General features: G+C 29.0%; 16 protein-coding genes. 9 read left to right on the plus strand and 7 right to left on the minus strand.

From position 1 onward, the window contains the following. Nucleotides 1-2: 2 nt before the first annotated feature. On the minus strand, nt 3-1,304 hold the full coding sequence (locus L8X38_RS02990) for an MFS transporter (protein WP_257928795.1): 1,302 nt from the start codon (nt 1,302-1,304) through the stop codon (nt 3-5). 76 nt (nt 1,305-1,380) lie between these two features. On the opposite strand from L8X38_RS02990, the gene L8X38_RS02995 reads away from it, so the two are divergent. Continuing rightward, entirely contained in the window at nt 1,381-1,998 is a 618-nt protein-coding gene (locus tag L8X38_RS02995; protein ID WP_263661258.1) for a non-canonical purine NTP pyrophosphatase, read from the plus strand. Nucleotides 1,999-2,059: 61 nt separating this feature from the next. Here L8X38_RS02995 and L8X38_RS03000 read toward each other — a convergent pair whose 3' ends face one another. Genes L8X38_RS03000 through L8X38_RS03010 form a run of 3 tightly spaced genes read right to left on the minus strand, consistent with a single transcriptional unit; the run spans nt 2,060 to nt 5,754 of the window. Beyond that, a complete protein-coding gene (locus tag L8X38_RS03000) occupies nt 2,060-4,489 on the minus strand; it encodes an efflux RND transporter permease subunit (protein ID WP_263661259.1) in 2,430 nt (809 codons plus the stop codon). Further along, complete coding sequence (locus L8X38_RS03005) at nt 4,489-5,058, minus strand: ABC transporter substrate-binding protein (protein WP_258108135.1); 570 nt, start codon at nt 5,056-5,058, stop codon at nt 4,489-4,491. The genes L8X38_RS03000 and L8X38_RS03005 overlap by 1 nt, the downstream gene beginning before the upstream one ends. Nucleotides 5,059-5,067: 9 nt before the next feature. Further along, nucleotides 5,068-5,754, minus strand: coding sequence for a VacJ family lipoprotein (locus L8X38_RS03010; protein WP_263661260.1), 687 nt, complete (start codon nt 5,752-5,754; stop codon nt 5,068-5,070). Between the two features lie 211 nt (nt 5,755-5,965). Between L8X38_RS03010 and modA the strand changes: the two genes are divergently transcribed. The 4 genes from modA (at nt 5,966) to L8X38_RS03030 (ending at nt 8,454) form a co-directional block, all read left to right on the plus strand. Further along, a complete protein-coding gene (gene modA, locus L8X38_RS03015) occupies nt 5,966-6,712 on the plus strand; it encodes a molybdate ABC transporter substrate-binding protein (protein WP_263661261.1) in 747 nt (248 codons plus the stop codon). Next, nucleotides 6,709-7,098, plus strand: a complete 390-nt coding sequence (locus L8X38_RS03020) for a hypothetical protein (RefSeq protein WP_220566930.1) — start codon at nt 6,709-6,711, stop codon at nt 7,096-7,098. Before modA ends, L8X38_RS03020 begins: the two co-directional genes overlap by 4 nt. Next, nucleotides 7,092-7,946, plus strand: coding sequence for an ABC transporter ATP-binding protein (locus tag L8X38_RS03025; protein WP_263661263.1), 855 nt, complete (start codon nt 7,092-7,094; stop codon nt 7,944-7,946). Before L8X38_RS03020 ends, L8X38_RS03025 begins: the two co-directional genes overlap by 7 nt. A gap of 193 nt (nt 7,947-8,139) precedes the next feature. Further along, nucleotides 8,140-8,454, plus strand: a complete 315-nt coding sequence (locus L8X38_RS03030; protein WP_263661264.1) for a DMT family transporter — start codon at nt 8,140-8,142, stop codon at nt 8,452-8,454. Between the two features lie 10 nt (nt 8,455-8,464). Here the strand turns inward: L8X38_RS03030 and L8X38_RS03035 are convergent, their stop codons facing one another. Then, nucleotides 8,465-10,117: a 4Fe-4S dicluster domain-containing protein gene (locus L8X38_RS03035; RefSeq protein ID WP_263661265.1), complete on the minus strand. Its 1,653-nt coding sequence runs from the start codon at nt 10,115-10,117 to the stop codon at nt 8,465-8,467. A gap of 89 nt (nt 10,118-10,206) precedes the next feature. On the opposite strand from L8X38_RS03035, the gene selA reads away from it, so the two are divergent. From selA to L8X38_RS03055, 4 genes are read left to right on the plus strand one after another with little or no spacing between them, the layout of a single operon-like run. Beyond that, nucleotides 10,207-11,538 (plus strand): L-seryl-tRNA(Sec) selenium transferase, encoded by a 1,332-nt coding sequence (gene selA / locus L8X38_RS03040; RefSeq protein WP_263661266.1) that lies wholly within the window; start codon nt 10,207-10,209, stop codon nt 11,536-11,538. Beyond that, entirely contained in the window at nt 11,531-13,336 is a 1,806-nt protein-coding gene (selB, locus tag L8X38_RS03045) for a selenocysteine-specific translation elongation factor (RefSeq protein WP_263661267.1), read from the plus strand. The genes selA and selB overlap by 8 nt, the downstream gene beginning before the upstream one ends. 53 nt (nt 13,337-13,389) lie before the next feature. Further along, entirely contained in the window at nt 13,390-14,103 is a 714-nt protein-coding gene (locus L8X38_RS03050) for a thioredoxin fold domain-containing protein (protein ID WP_220566922.1), read from the plus strand. Continuing rightward, nucleotides 14,090-14,617, plus strand: coding sequence for a hypothetical protein (locus tag L8X38_RS03055; RefSeq protein ID WP_133319770.1), 528 nt, complete (start codon nt 14,090-14,092; stop codon nt 14,615-14,617). The genes L8X38_RS03050 and L8X38_RS03055 overlap by 14 nt, the downstream gene beginning before the upstream one ends. 22 nt (nt 14,618-14,639) lie before the next feature. Here L8X38_RS03055 and gdhA read toward each other — a convergent pair whose 3' ends face one another. Together gdhA and L8X38_RS03065 are read right to left on the minus strand one after the other, a co-directional pair. Continuing rightward, nucleotides 14,640-16,007 carry an NADP-specific glutamate dehydrogenase gene (gdhA, locus tag L8X38_RS03060; protein WP_263661268.1) on the minus strand — a complete coding sequence of 456 codons (1,368 nt, stop codon included), beginning with the start codon at nt 16,005-16,007 and terminating at the stop codon, nt 14,640-14,642. 12 nt (nt 16,008-16,019) lie between these two features. Continuing rightward, nucleotides 16,020-16,685: an MqnA/MqnD/SBP family protein gene (locus L8X38_RS03065; RefSeq protein WP_133319772.1), complete on the minus strand. Its 666-nt coding sequence runs from the start codon at nt 16,683-16,685 to the stop codon at nt 16,020-16,022. Nucleotides 16,686-16,813: the final 128 nt, after the last annotated feature.

A 16,813-nucleotide genomic window follows, 5' to 3' on the forward strand; every position in this document is an offset into this window, starting at 1 on the left:
GATTATTTTTCAATAATTGCTAAAATTTCTTCTTCGCTTGTAAATTTTTTATTGTATTTAATCACTAAAAATTTAGAGTTTTTATACACATCTAAAACTCCATTTATGCCTTTAATCATATTTAAATCATGTTTTGTTTCTAAAGATAAATAGACATTTTTAAAATCTGCCGGACTTTGTAAAAACAAAAGCAACACAAACCAAATTACAGACAAAGCTATCAAAATAAAAGCAAGAGCAACTAAACTAAAATGGTGTAAAAAATACCCTCCAACGACACCACCTAAAAAGCTTCCAAAATAGCCAAAAGCATTAAACACACCCAAAGCTGCACCTTTTTCATTTACCTTAGCAAATTTACTCGCACAGCTTTGCATAATAGGCTCATGTAAATTAAATCCTATAAAAAACACTACAACACCCACCATAAACACTAAAGCATTATGCGAAAAAGCAAATATAATATAAGCAATGATAAAAAATGCCACACCTAAAAGCAATATCTCTTTACTTAAGCCTCTTTTTTCTCCCAAAGATCCTGATAAACCCATAGCTAAAAACCCAAGCACCATAGAGCTAACATAAACATGCCATAAATTCTCACTTGGATAATTAAACTCATGCACCAAAACCAAAGGAATACTTAAAAACGCAATACTCATAAGCATTTTTTGCATACAATTAGTAAGATTCATCAAAGCTAAGTTTTTTTCTTTTAAAAGTTTTTTTAATGGGGTTTTAGTATTTTCATGTACTATTGTATGCTCTTTTGGCACAACGCTAAATAAAAGCACGATACAAATTAGACTTAAAATGGCACTTAAATCAAACAAACTAGAAAGTCCGAATTTAGCACTCATTAAAGGAGAAAGCACTAAAGAAGCTGCAAAAGAAAGTCCTATAAATGAACCCATGATAGCCATAGCCTTACCACGATTTTCTTCATTGATAAAATCACTTATCATAGCAGTAGCTACTGCTCCTATGGCTCCTGCACCTTGTAAAAGCCTTCCAAACATCATCGTATAAATATCATCAGCATATGAACACACCAAAGAACCTATGATAAACACCACAAGTCCTATTAGCATAGTTTTTTTACGCCCTATTTTATCTGAAATAATACCAAAAGGAACTTGCAATGCCATTTGAGTTAGAGCATACACACCTACTAAAAGCCCTACTAAAAACTCATTAGCTCCTTTTAAATTTAAAGCATATAAACTTAAAACCGGCAAAACTATAAACAATCCAAAAAATCTAGTTCCTACAATAAAAGACAAAGGTAAAACAGTTTTTAACATCTTTTCTCCTTATAAAGGATAATTTTACTATGATTTTGATAAACTTTTTTTAAAGTCAAAACAAAAAGAGTAATTTATGAAGAAAAAATTAAAAATCATTCTAGCAACTTCTAATACACACAAAGTAGAAGAAATCAAAAAATTTTTAACTACTTATGAAATTTATGCCTTAAATGAAATCATCACCCCTTTTGAAATCATCGAAGATGGCATAAGTTTTAAAGAAAATGCTTTGATAAAATCTAAAGCTATTTTTAATGCTTTAGGCAAAAAACAAAATGAATTTATCACCTTAAGTGATGACAGTGGTATAAGCGTAGAGGCTTTAGACAATGCGCCAGGGATTTTTTCTGCAAGATACTCTCAAGAAGGCACTGATGAGGCCAATAGAAACAAACTCATCCAAGCCCTACATGAAAAAAATCTACATCAAAGCAAAGCTTTTTACACTGCAGCCATAGCCATAAGCTCAAAATATGGACATTTTAGCACGCATGGATATATGCATGGCCTTGCTATTGATACTCCAAGGGGCAATAATGGCTTTGGATATGATCCTTTATTTATTCCAAAAGGTTTTGATAAAACTTTAGGTGAATTAGATGAGCAAGTAAAATTAAAAATTTCACACCGCTCACAAGCGCTAATGTTTGCTACTTATATCTTAAGGGTATTAGAAAAAATGGAGTATTGATGAAACAATTTATAAAATATATGCTTATTGCTTTTGGTGTTTATGTGATTTGGATTTTACTTTATTTTAATTTTGCTTTAAAATAATGATAAGTTAAAATAAAACTTGGCAATAAAAAAAGCGAGCCAAATAAAAGCAAGCTCATAGCTAAAACCGTAAGCAAACCAAAATAAATCGTCGGGATAAAATTACTGCTAATCATCACTAAAAAACCTAGAATAATCGTAACACTAGTATAATAAATTGCACTTCCTATACCCATATGTGAAGCTTTTATAGCCTCTTCTAAGCTTTTATGTTTTAATTCTTCTTTAAAACGATGAATATAATGAATCATATCATCAACCCCTATTCCTATACAAATAGCAGCTATGGTAATACTCATAATATCAAGTGGTATATTTAAAATACCCATTAAGCCAAATACTAAAGCCAAAGGTATGAGATTAGCTAAAATCGCCACAAAAGCATAAACAAAACTTCTAAAAATCACCACAAACAAAGCAAAAATCACAAGCACCACAAAGGCTAAAGTGTCAAATTGTGATGAAAAAAGACTTTGAAGCATATTATTATACAAAGGCATAATACCACTGATTTTAACCTCTACATTATCATTTTGCAAAAGTTCTTTTAAGTCTTTTTCAAGCTGTTTTAAAAAAGCATCGCGTCTTAAATTTGGATCACTATCTAGCATACGCACGCTAAATCGCAACTCATTATTTTCTACACTTACAAAAGGGGTTAAAACTTGCTTTTTAAAATTCTCATCTAAATTTTCATATAAAAATGCTAGAGCAAAATCATCTAAAGTCTTACCATCATTAATGCTTTTTCCAAGCTCTAGCAAACTTTGTAAGCTAAGCACAGAACCTACATATTTTTGCTTACTTAAAAACTCATGAACCTTAGCAGCTATTCTTGTTTTTTCACTACTAAAAAAATATCTATCATCTTTGGATAAATCATCAAATTCTTGTTCAAACTCATCTAAGCTTTCATTTTGTTTTGGATTTTGCTTAAATTTGACAATCACATCTAAAGGCATAGTTCCACCTAGCTCTTTATCTATAATCAACAAACCTTGTTTAATCCTAGAACTATCTTTAAAATAACTCACAAAACTATTTTCTACTTTAATTTGCAAAATTCCATACAAAGCAAAAGCCACACAAAATAAACTTATACCATAGATAAATTTTCTATGTTTTAAACTTACATTTGCACAAAAACTTAAAAATTTCAACGAATTTTGATTAAGCTCTTTAAAATTTAAACGCGGCATTAATACTAAAATACTTGCAAAATAAATATAAGCTAAAATCAAACTCACACTGATGCCAAGGCTCATCATAATACCGAGTTTGATAATAGGCTCAATATCTGAAAAAACAAAACTTAAAAACCCAACAACCGTGGTTAAAATAGCAAAAAAACTAGGACTTGCTTTATCAAGTAAGGTTGAGAGTAAAAGCTTATAAACGCTAGTTTTTGGGTGTTTGTGTAAATTTTCTATAAAATGCACGATTAAGTGTATCACAACAGAAACAGTGATAATGAGTACCAAAGCTACATAGTTTGAAGACACCACAGTAATATCAAAGCCCAAAAGCGCGAAAATCCCACTTGAAGTAAAAAGCGAAACCACACAAATTCCCAAAGCCAAAAACACTAAACGCAAAGAGCCAAAAAACCACCAAAGTGCTATAAATAAAAGCCCTATTAAACTAAGTCCATAAATTTTTAAATCACTTTTTACATAATTAATCATATCATTAGCGATCATTTCAACACCACCAAGGTGTAAAAAGTCTCCATTTTGACTATATTTAGATACTATTTTAGTAATTTCTTCTAATCTTTTTGCACTAAATTCCCTTGAGCTTTCTTGGTACTTTTTAATCAAGGCTCTAAAATGCTCTTTTTCATTTTTACTTTTTGCACTATCTCTTGAATTAATCAAGTCATTATAAACAAGATCAGGCGCTAGATAAATCAAAATTCCTGTTGTTTTTCCATCTTTTGAGATGATATTATTTTTATAAAAGGGTTGATTTAAAATTTCTTTTTTAGCTAGATTAACATCCACATCTTGACTAAAAATATTAGGTATATTTTGGATAAGCTCTTTTAATTCTTTACCTTTAGAACTTGCAAGTAAAGGCGCATTAGTGATAGAAAGTACCTTTTGCACACCATTGATTTTTTCTAAATCAAGGGTTAAGTTTTTGATAGTTTCTAAATTTTCTTTAGCAAAAATATCTTTATTTTTAGGAGCAAAAGCAAGCATTAAAAAATTATCATTGCCATAACGTGCTGAAACTTCTCTATATAGTTTCAAACCCTCATCATGCTCTAAAAGCAAGCTTTCAGCACTTGCATCAACACTTAAATTTTTAGCAAAAAAACTAAAAAATATACAAAAGATTAAAGTAATCCCCAAAGTTAGCTTTGGGAAATTAAGAAAGATTTTTAAAATTTTACTTAGCATTATTTAGAAAAATCAACACTAGAAAGCTTTTCAAGCAAGGTTTTAAAATCACCATTTTGTAAGACATCTTTAAATTGTGAGCGATAAGTTTGTATAATACTTATACCAAAAATATCCACATCATAAATTTGCCAGTCATTATTTTTATCATAAAATTTAAAGATTACAAAATTTTCTTTACCATCTACTATCATAGAAGTTTTTAAAAAGGCTCTTTTATTTTTTTCTTCTAAATTAATCACTTTTAATTTTTGAGAATCATACAAAGCAAGCTTATCTGTGAAACTTTTTTTAAGGTTTTTTTCAAAAGCTTTGTTAAATTCATTTTTTTCATTTTCACTTAATTTTTCATATCTTGTAGAAAGACTAAGCTTAGCCATAAGTTCATAATCAAAAACACCATCAAATAAAGCAAAGATTTTTTCCGCTGCTTTAGCTTTATCGTTTTTATTTTGATCTAGAATTTTTAAGCTCTCATCAATTTTTTCTTGCATGGTTTTAGAAATATCTTGCAAATTTAAAGCAAAAGCAAATACTACGCTAAAAAACAAAGCTATGATTTTTTTCATTTTATCTCCTTATTTGATGAGTTCTTGGCGTCTTTGTTCATACGCATCGCGTATAAAAATGTAATAATCTACACTATTTTGGTAAATATCATCTATTTTTTCATACTCAAAACTTAATTCATTGAGTTTTAATGCAGCATTTACACCCACACCAACCCAAAAATTCTCAATATACCCCTCAGGCACCATAAACCAATTTACAGGCAAAGCTAAAGCATCTCTTACATTATAAGGACCTAAAAGCGGAAGCACTAAATGCGCTCCACTACCTACTCCCCATTTACCCAAAGTCGTTCCAAAATCAGCTTCATAACTTTTTAAAGGAGTTTTACTCGCACTATCTAACAAACCAAATCCAAAAATCACATTCACACAAAATCTTCCAAATTCCTCACCAGCTTTTCTAAATTCTAAACTTAAAAGATGATTAATAAATCTAAAAGGTGATCTTGTGGTATCAAAAGCATTTTTTACACCTGTTCTTATAAAGCTTGGAGTAATGCTTTTATAAGAAAGCACAACCGGTCTTAAAAAATAAGTATAAAGATCATAATTAAATTTACTCATAGCTTTATTGTAAGTATAAAAGCTATCTTTGACTTCTTTTTTTTGATATTCTTGTTCAAAATCTTCAAAGTCATTTGCTAAAATCAAAGTGTTAAAAAATAAACACAAAGTTAGTATGTATTTTAACAAGCTTTTTCCTTTTAAAATTTCATAAATTGAAATCTTATATTATACAAAAATTAAAATAAATTTTTACATTAAAAATATTCTTTAAAAAAAATTAGTAATTTTTATTTACTTATGAAATAAGTCTTAGAAAATATGCAAAAAATATAAATTTATTTTTGCTTTTAAAAATAAGCTATAATTTTTTTAAAATTTACTATTAAAAGGATAAAAAATGAAAAAAATTTTTACCCTACTTTTTTTGTGTATTTTTGGCTATAGTGCTGATGTAAATATCGCTGCAGCTGCAAATGTAGCTTACGCTTTTAAAGCCTTACAAAAAGAATTTCAAAAAGAAAACCCTGATATTAGTATCAATGTAAGCTTAGGTGCTAGTGGAAATTTAGTTTCGCAAATCAAAAATGGAGCGCCATTTGATATATTTATGGCTGCAAATATGAAATTTGCACAAAGTTTGTATGAAGATAATTTTGCTAGTACAAAACCTGTTATTTATGCTCAAGGAGCTTTAGCTTTACTAAGTGTTAGAATGGATTTAAGCAAAGGATTAGACACGCTTAAAGAAGAAAAAGTAAAAATCATCACCATAGCTAATCCCAAAGCTGCTCCCTATGGTCAAGCTAGTATAGAAACTTTACAAAATGCTAAAATTTATGAGCAAACAAAAACTAAAATTATCGAGGCAAAATCCATAGGAGAAGCACTTACTCAAACATTAAAAGCAGCCGATGTGGGTTTTATAGCAGCAAGTGCTTTATATGAAGATACGCTAAAATCTTATAAACTCCAAGAAGGAAAAAATTATATTTTAATCAATCCAAAGCTTTATGAACCAATCAATCAAGGCATTATCATCACTTCTTATGGTAAAAATAATGCCAAAGCAAAGAAATTTTATGATTTTATTTTAAGCAAAAAGGCTAAGGAAATTTTCAAAGCTTATGGCTATAATATCCCATGATTAAAGCTAAAATAAATACTATAAAAAATCATGAAAATATAAACTGGGTAGAATTTCTTATAAATAAACATAAATTATTTATGCTTGCTTTAGAACTTGATGAAAAAGCAAGCATTGATCAAGAAGTTTTACTAGCTTTTAAAAGTAGCGAGTGCTTGCTTAGTAAAAAAAATTTAGAAAATTCATTTTTAAATACCTTTTATGCAAAAATCATTGATATTTTTCAAGGACAAATCATCACTATCGTAAGATTAGAAAATGAAATTTGCACTTTCGAAGCTCAAATTAGCACCCATGAGTTTTTAGAGCAAAATTATCAAAAAAATGATTTTGTATTTGCTTATGTACATCCTAGTGCTTTATTTATCAAAGAGTATTTATGCTAAAACTTGACTTTGAAAAAATCTTTAAAAATAAAGAAAAAGAATTTAAACTTAAGATTAAATTTGAAGTTAAAGAAGGAGAATTTTGTGCTATTTTTGGAAAAAGTGGTAGTGGTAAAACTACGCTTTTGAGAATTTTAGCAGGTTTTGAAAAAGCACAAGGAATTTGCACTTTTAATAATACGATATTTTTTGATGATAAAAACTTTCTAAGCCCACAAAAAAGAAAACTTGGTTTTGTTTTTCAAGATTATGCTTTATTTGAAAATATGAATGTAGAACAAAACTTACTTTTTGCTAAAAAAGATCTAAAATTTGCTAATGAGCTTTTAGAACTTTTAGATTTAAGCAAACACAAAAAAAGTCATATTTTAGAACTAAGCGGGGGACAAAAACAACGCGTAGCTTTAGCAAGAGCCATTATGCAAAAACCCAAACTTTTACTTTTAGATGAGCCATTTAGCGCCTTAGATAATGAGATAAAACTACACTTGCATGATTATCTTTTAAATATACATAAAACTTATAAAATCACTACTATTTTAATCAGCCATGATGTAAGTGAAGTTTATAAACTAGCTAATAAAGTCATCATTTTAGAAAATGGAGCCATCATCAAAGAAGGCTCGCCTAATGAAGTTTTTTTAAAGACACAAGGCTCGCAAAAATTTGCCATAAAAGCACGCATTTTAAAACTACAAAAACAAGATAGCATATTTATAGCCATACTTGCCATAGGTAATCAAATCAGTCAAGTAGCACTAAGCCCTTTAGAAGCTAAAGATTTTAAAGAAAATGATGAAGTGCTTTTGAGCCAAAAAGCTTTTGCGCTAAATTTAACTAAGATATAAAAAACAATGTTAAAATAAGATAAATTATTACAAGGTTATAAATGACTTATGGATTTTTTATCTTAAAATTTTATACTAGCTTATGGACAAAATGGAAGATAAGATTATCTTGTGGTTATTTTATAGCCCCTACTGCACCACCTTTTATCCTTTTGTGGTTTCATTTTTAAATTAATTTAAAAGGATGTATAAAATGCATTGGTTAGTATTAGTAATTAGTATAGTTTTTGAAGTGATTGCAACAAGCTCGATGAAGTATGCAAGCATAAGTAAAAATAATCTTTATTTAATCGTTTTTGCGGTGTTTTTTTCATTTTCTTTAGCAGGTTTATTTTATGCTTTGAAAAAAATTGATTTAAGTATAGCTTATGCAACTTGGGCAGGTTGTGGTTTGGCATTAGTTAGTGTGGTGGGATTTTTAATCTTTAAAGAAGTAATTACTCTTAATAAAATCATTTTTATTATTTTAATCATCACTGGAGTGGTGGGATTAAAACTTAGTGCTTAAGCCTTTTGGCTTAAAGCACATTCATACTTTGTATCATTACTTTTGCTTTACATTCAGCACAGCAATATAGTGTTTTTATCTTAGCTTCATCACCCATAAATCTTGGCTTCATAATGCTAGCGATTTTCTCAATAGCTTTTTTAGTAGCGAATTCTTTTCCACACTCTACACAAGCAAAAAGTTCATCTTGAGCTAAAACCATAAAAGAAAAATACTCTTTTTCCAAATCTATCCCACTTCTTTGAAGCATTAAAGTATCTTTTTCAGCACAACTTGCCTCACAATACCCACAGGTAGTACATAAGCTTGCATTAAATTTCAAAGAATTATCCTTAGTATCAGCCACTAAAGCTCCTACATTACAAGCTCCCACACAAGAAAGACATAAAGTACAGGTGTCTGCATTGATGGTGATTTTTCCATAGCGTATCCATTCTTTACTTGGGATATTGCCTAAATTTTCTTCCTTTATAAGCTCTCTTAATCTTATAGCAAAATCTTCTCTTTTTAAAAGCGCAGGATTATAAGAAATAAATTTGAGATTTTCTATAAAATGTGCTTGATTTATAGCCTCTAAAAGTTCTTTTTCATCTTTAGCTAGAAAAATTGCGTTTTGTTTAAATTTTCTTTGAAAAATTTCATTCATCAAAGCTATCACTTCTAAAGCACCTTGTGATAAGCCATCACTATAAAAAATCACACTCGCACCACTTGTTTGAAGCATAGCTAAAAAATGTGCTTGATCAAGATAGTTTTCACCTTTAATCATAAAAGGCATTACATCTTCTTTTAAAGTGATATTTAAATTTTCTATAGACATTTTCTCAGGGATTATTAAAATGATTTTATCTTCATAAAATTTTAAAATTTCATAAAAGCTATTGCGTGGCATAGGTGCATAATCAAGCGCTCCACTAGGACAAATTCCTACACAATCACCACAGCTTAAACAATCCACATGAGAAAATTCTAATTTTCTTTGCTCATCATCTTTTAAAATAGCCACACTAGGACAAATTTCAGCACATTTTCCACAATGGATACTTCTTCTTTCATGGTATTGGCAAATGCTATCATCATAACTAATATAATTTCTAAATTTATATTTTGGAGAATTAGAATTTAAAAGTTTTATAAGTTCTTCTTGACTTAAAGTAGTTAAATCATAACAACCACTTTGTTGATCAAAACTTTCTTTTTTTACATCATATAAGAAAAAATCACAATCAATCTCTACTTGCTCATTATCTTTTAAAGCTATCACGCAAAGCTCGCCCACGCAACCTAAAACACCCAAACATTGCTCATTACTTAATTTTAAAACCTTGTATTCTTGTTTTTTTAAGCTTTCAATAAGCTCATTTTGATCCTCATTGCTTACAATAATTACATTTTTACCCACTTCTTTGGTGTATTCTAAATCAAGCCCTAAATCATAAACTTTAGATCTAATCTTATATAAAGACTCAATAGTTTTAGCTTTTTTAAGCACATCATCTTGTGAATTTTTAAGGTAAAAATTAATCTCAGGTGCATAAACTTCAGGATTTAAAAGCTTTGAATTTCCTATAAAAACTTCTTCACTACAGGCTTTTTGAACTATGCTAATATCATCACTTAAAGGAATTAAATCTTCATTTTCTAAAAATACAAAATCTTTCATAACACTCTCTTTTAAATTTTTTAATCTTAATTATATAAATTTCATTATAAAAAAGTTATAATTTTACTAATTTATTCTTAAGGTTTAAGATGAACAAATTTAGAAATTTTCCACCCATAAACACACTTATAAACGATGAAAACTTGGCTAGCTACCCTTTGTATTTAAGATCTCATTTTGCAAAAATAGTTGTTTCAAATTGTAAAAAAGAACTAAGTAAAAATGAAAATTTAAATTTTAGCTTGCAAGATTTGCTAAGTAAAATTGCCCAAAGTATTGATGAGTTTTTAAACATGCAAAGTCAAAGTTTGATCAATGCTAGTGGAGTTATCATACATACTAATCTTGGTCGTAGCATTATTGATGAGAGTATTTTTGAAAGAACTAAAGAAATCATCTGCTCTTATTCTAATTTAGAGTTTAACATGCAAAGTGGCAAAAGAGGTTCAAGGTATGACGCACTTAGTGCAAATTTAAAAATATTATTTAATTGTGAAGATTGTTTAGTTGTTAATAACAACGCTTCTGCTGTATTTTTGATCTTAAACACCTTAGCAAAAAATGAAGAAGTTATTACTTCAAGAAGTGAGTTAGTTGAGATTGGGGGAAATTTTAGAATTCCTGAAGTTATGCTAGCAGCTGGAGTTAAACTAAAAGAAATAGGCACGACTAATAAAACTCATTTATATGATTATGAAAAAGCTATCAATGAAAATACTAAGATGATTTTAAAAACCCATCGTTCTAATTTTGCTTTTAAAGGATTTTTTGAAGAAGTAAGCTTAAGTGAAATTCACGCTTTGACAAAAAAGAAAAAACTCATATCTTATTATGATTTGGGTGCTGGCTGGTGTGAAAAGATTAATAAACAACTTAGTAAAAACGAGCCGAGTGTGAAAGAGCTTTTAAAACATTGTGATATTTTAAGTTTTAGCGGTGATAAACTTTTTGGCTCTACTCAAGCAGGCATTATACTTGGAAAGAAAAAATACATTCAACAATTAAAGAAAAATCAACTTCTAAGAATGCTAAGGGTTGATAAAATCACTCTAGCTTTTTTAAATGAAACTGCCAAAGCTTACTTAGAAAAAGAATATGAAAAAATCCCCACACTAAAACTTTTAAATGATGATTTAAAAACCATAGAAAAAAAAGCACTCTTTGTCAAAGAAAAAATTCCTATAAAATGTGAGTTAAAAGCTTCTAAAAGTTTAGTAGGTGGTGGCTCTATGCCTGATAAAAGCTTAGATACTTTTGTGTTAAGTTTTGATGAGAAAGCTTTGCTTTTACAAGAAAAATTTAGAAAAAAAGGCGTAATCGGCCGTGTTGAAAATGGGCATTTTGTGCTAGATTTTAGAAGTATTTTAGAAAAAGATTTAAACAAAATAATAAGCATTATTAAAGAGGTATTTCATGCATAGTATCATCATAGGCGCTGCTGGGCATATTGATCATGGTAAAACTTCGCTTATTAAAGCTTTAAATGGTTTTGAAGGCGATGATTTAAAAGAAGAGCAAGAAAAAGGCATTACGATTAATCTTAGCTTTTCAAATTTAAAAAGTGAAAATTTAAATATTGCTTTTATCGATGTGCCTGGGCATGAAAGTTTAATTAAAACTATGATAAGTGGTGCTTTTGGCTTTAGGGTATGTATGTTTGTCATAGATATAAACGAGGGTTTAAAGGCTCAAAGTATAGAGCATTTAAGGGTTTTGGAATTTTTAGGCGTAAAAGATGTAGTGCTTATTTTGAGTAAGGTTGATTTATGCAAGGATTTAGTACAAAAGCAAGCAGAGCTTTTGAAAGAATTAAAAGCCTTTAAAATCAATATCTTAAAAGTTTTTCCAACTAGCATTTATGATGAGCAAAGTATATTAAATTTAAAAAACTATCTACTTAGTTTAAAACCTAAAGAAAATGATGAAAATTTGATTTTTAGATACTACATTGATAGAGTTTTTTCTCTAAAAGGTATAGGAACAGTAGTAACAGGGAGTTTAAATGAAGGAAAAATAAGCAAAAATGAAAAAATATTTTGCATTGAAAATCAAAAAGATATCATTGTAAAAAATATACAAATTCATGAAGAAAATGTTTTAGAAGCAAAAGCTTATAATAGAGTTGCTTTGAGTTTAAATTGTGATTATCATGAGTTAAAAAAAGGCTATATATTAAGTAAAAAAGGTGTTTTTAAAAGTTTTAAAAGTATCGATGGAGTTGTTTTTAATACAGAGATTAAACACGGGAGTATTTTAGAATTTTGTAGTGGCTCAAAAAAGCTTAATGCAAAAATTAGTGTAATCAAAGAATTTGAAGATAAAACTTATATTAACTTAGAATTTGATAAAAGCTTACCTTTGTGTTTTGATGATAAATTCATCTTGCTTGAAAATAGGCGTATTAAAAGCGGTGGTGTGGTTCTTAATGCGGTAAGTGAGCCTTTAAAAAAAGATATAAAAGCTAAGTATTTAGCACTTTTAGAACAAAAAGATTTAAAAAAGGTATTTGAGTTTTTAAAACAAACTCACAAACTTGGCTTTGGATTACTTTCAAGCTATCAACGCTTTAAACTCACTCATGAGCAAGCCCTAAACCTAGCAAAAAGCTTAAATCATGTTTTTGTCGATGAGCAAGCTTTAAATGTATATGATTTAAATGCTATGCAAATTTTGAAAGAATTTGTTGATTTTATTTTCTCTAAAAATCCTTATGCTTTAATCTCGCCTCATTCTATCGCCTTAAGGCTTAGCTGGGCAAGTGAGAGCTTTTGCGCTTATACACTCAAGCAAATGCAAGAAAAATTAGATTTTAAAGATGGCATATGGTTTTTAAAAGGACAAGATTTTGAAAAATTACAAGAAAAGGCTCATTGTGAGCTTTATGAAATTTTAAAAAAAGAAGGTATAAAACCTACTGCACCTTACAATCTTTATGAATATTTAGAGCTTGATAGGAAAAATGGAGATCTTATCTTAAAAAAACTCACCAAAGAAAACAAAGTCAAAAGATTAGCACATAATCTTTTTATAGAAAAAAATACTCTTGAAAATCTCATGCAAGAGTTTTTAAAACTTTTGCAAAATCATCATTTAGATGTAGCTTTTGTTAAAAATCATTTTCAAATTTCAAGAAAATATGCCATAGCTTATTTAGAATATCTTGATAAAAACTATCCTCAAGTTAAAAAAATAGAGGAAAAAAGAATATTAAAAATCTAAGTGTTAAAGATTACATTTTATAATGTGCAAAAATTTTAAAACAAAGGAAAATGATGAAAAAATCTTTAGCTCTCTTAACCCTTGCTAGCTCTTTATTTGCTGCAAGCAATGAAGAAATTATTAATTTTTTTAAGAAAAATCCAAATTTATCAAATGCAAACATTAGTGTTTCTAGTAGAGAAAAAATTCCTGACACTAACTTTGAAGCTGTGATAGTTAATTTTGAAATTAGTGGTAAAAATTTCCAAGAAATCGTTTTCACTCAAGATAATATCATCACAACTGAAGTAATTGATGTAAAAAAAGGTGAATTTTACTCTCAAGTTTATCAAGCAAAACTCATGGAAAAACAACAAGCTGAATTTTCAAAAAAAGCTCTAGTTGAACTTAAAAAAGAAAAAATGTTTATTTCTTTAGGCGATAAAAACAAACCTTTACTTTATGTTTTTAGCGATCCTGAATGTCCATATTGTAGAATGCATTTAGATAAAATAGAAGAAACACTAAAAACCCATCAAGTGAAATTTATCTTAACCCCTATCCATGATACTAGTGCTTTTGAAAAATCTGCATTAATTTACAAAGAAAGTAAAAATGCTAAAGATGATGCACAAAAAATCGCTATCATGAAAAAATATTATGATAAAAATTTAAAAGATTATAAAAAACCTAGTGAAGCTGAGGTTAAAGCAGTAAGAGAAACTTTCGCAAAATACTCTAAACTTGGTCTTCGTGCTGTGCCAACTATAATCGATGCTCAAAAATAATTTTTTCTTGCTTGTGTTTGCACTATTTTTAAGTGCTTGCACAGGCCCTATGCAAACTTTTATCCAAACAAATAATGAAGGTATTTTCCTGCATGCTAATAAAAATCAAAGTTTTTCTTTACACATCAATAATCCTTCAAAATTAAACACAAATTTAGAAGCCAAGCTCGCTCAAAAATTACAAAATTTAGGCTTAGTTTTAAATAATGTTCAGAGTGATTATAAAATTTATATCAATATAGTAGATTTTAAGAAATTTTCTTACGCACAAAGATTACGCGCTTCTAATGCGAGATTTTTTTATAATGATTTTGATAAAATAGATGATGTTTTTGAAATGGAAGTAGAAAATTACTATCTTTTGCAAGTTAATTTACAAATTAGCTCCAAAAACTCTACTCAAAGCACCTCGCTTTTAGCAAGAACTGCTTATCTTGGCAATATAGACAGAGCCAAAGAGTCTTTAGAAGAAAAAATCGCTAATCAAATAACAAGCTTTTTTTATATACACTAAAGATGGCATTTAAGCCATCTTTTTAAATATAACCATGATCAATCATCGCATCAGCTACTTTTTTAAAGCCTGCTATATTTGAGCCTACTACTAAATTTCCTTCATGATTATAAGCTTTTGCATACTCGTATGAATTTTCAAAAATATTTTTCATAATCTTATGTAATTTTGCATCAACTTCCTCAAAGCTCCATTGACACATACTTGCATTTTGTTGCATTTCAAGTTGAGAAGTCGCTACACCACCTGCATTAGCAGCCTTAGCTGGCGCAAATAAAAAGTCTTTTTGATTTAACATAAAATCGATCGCTTCAAGTGTGCTTGGCATATTAGCTCCCTCTGCTACCATACGACAACCATTGTGATATAAGGTTTTAATATCTTCTAAATTTAATTCATTTTGCGTAGCACTTGGAAAAGCTATATCACAAGGTATACTCCATACTCCATTACAACCTTGTTTATACGCACTTTTTGGAGTAAAAATAGCACCTTTTTTAAGCATTGCATAATCACTCACTCTAGCTCTTTTTACTTCCTTAATTTCTTTTAATAAATCTAAATCTATCCCATCTTTATCATAAACAAATCCATCGCTATCGCTTATTGTGATTGCTTTTGCACCAAGTTGATGTAATTTTTCTATGGTATAAATTGCCACATTTCCACTACCTGAAACTGCACACTCTTTTCCTTCTAATGCATTGTTATATTTTGCTAGCATTTCTTGAGTAAAATACACACAGCCATACCCTGTTGCTTCTGTTCTTACTAAACTTCCACCCCATGGAATTTTCTTTCCCGTTAAAGTTCCATCAAAATTAGAGCTAATTTTCTTATAAGCTCCAAACATATATCCAATTTCTCTAGCACCAACCCCTATATCACCTGCTGGCACATCAGTGCTTGCACCTATGATTTTTGAAAGCTCGACCATAAAAGCTTGACAAAAACGCATAATTTCTGCTTCGCTTTTGCCTTTAGGGTCAAAATTTGCTCCTCCTTTAGCTCCCCCTATCATTAAACCTGTTAGAGAGTTTTTGAAAATTTGTTCAAAACCTAAAAATTTCAAAACATCTAAATCTACACTAGGATGAAATCTGATCCCACCTTTATAAGGTCCTAAACTAGAATTAAACTGCACTCTATAACCAAAATGCGTTTGAGCTTTACCCGCATCATTGATATATACAACTCTAAATATAGTCGTTTTTTCAGGCATAACAATACGCTCTAATATAGCATGATCTTGATAAGTTTTGTTAGATTCAAGTAAAGGTTCTAAAGAATTTAACACTTCAGTTGCTGCTTGAAAAAAGATAGGTTGTCTTGGGGAAGTTGCTTGAATTTTTTCTAAGGTTTCATTGATATATTGTTTAGCTATACTCATAAATTGTCCTTTTTATAGTATCTTGCTGTTTGCATTGGCTAAAAATTTTTTTAGCGCCTTTTGCTCCTTTGTTCCTATTTTGTAGTAAATTAGCTTTAAATATGCACTAATTTCTTTTTGAGAAAGATTTCTTGACTTAGAATAATCTAGCAAAATATATTGCGGAATGAAAATTTTACTTTTTGTGAAATTTTTCATCATTTTTTTATAAATAGAAAAATTTTTAATACAAGAAAATCGAGCAAAAACAAAAGGTAGTTTTGTCTTTTCATACCATAATTCGCATAAATCAATATAATCTTTTGGATTTTGCAAATAAAGTTTTAAAGCCTTATCACCGATGATAACCTCCCCTTTTTGCTTTAAAACTTTTGCAAGAGCATTAGAAGTTGCAGAGCTTGCATCTTCTTTGCTTTCAGATTGTTTTTTCACTAAAACGCTTTTTACCTTTTTGCTTGCGCAAATCCCCACATTTAAGGTTTTGTATTTTTTTCTACGACTTTCAACACTTGAGATAATCGCTGCATCAATGCGTCTAAAATACAAATGGCGATTTAGCTTACTAGGAACCCCTTTTTTGTATTCTGTAGTTTGCTTAACATAGCTAGGAAAAGCTGATTTTTTAAGATAGATATGTAAAGGGAGTAAATTAAGATAATCTATCTTACCAAAAATCATCTCGACCTTTCTATGATTAAGTAAAAATATCCTATTAAAAAATATCTTAAATATAAATTAATTTTATTAAAAACACTAGTAATATCAAATTTATATAATTTAAAAAGAAAAAAAGTAACATTTAAAAC

The sequence above is a fragment of the Campylobacter sp. CNRCH_2014_2452 genome, assembly GCF_025772865.1.
Classification (GTDB): domain Bacteria; phylum Campylobacterota; class Campylobacteria; order Campylobacterales; family Campylobacteraceae; genus Campylobacter_D; species Campylobacter_D lari_D.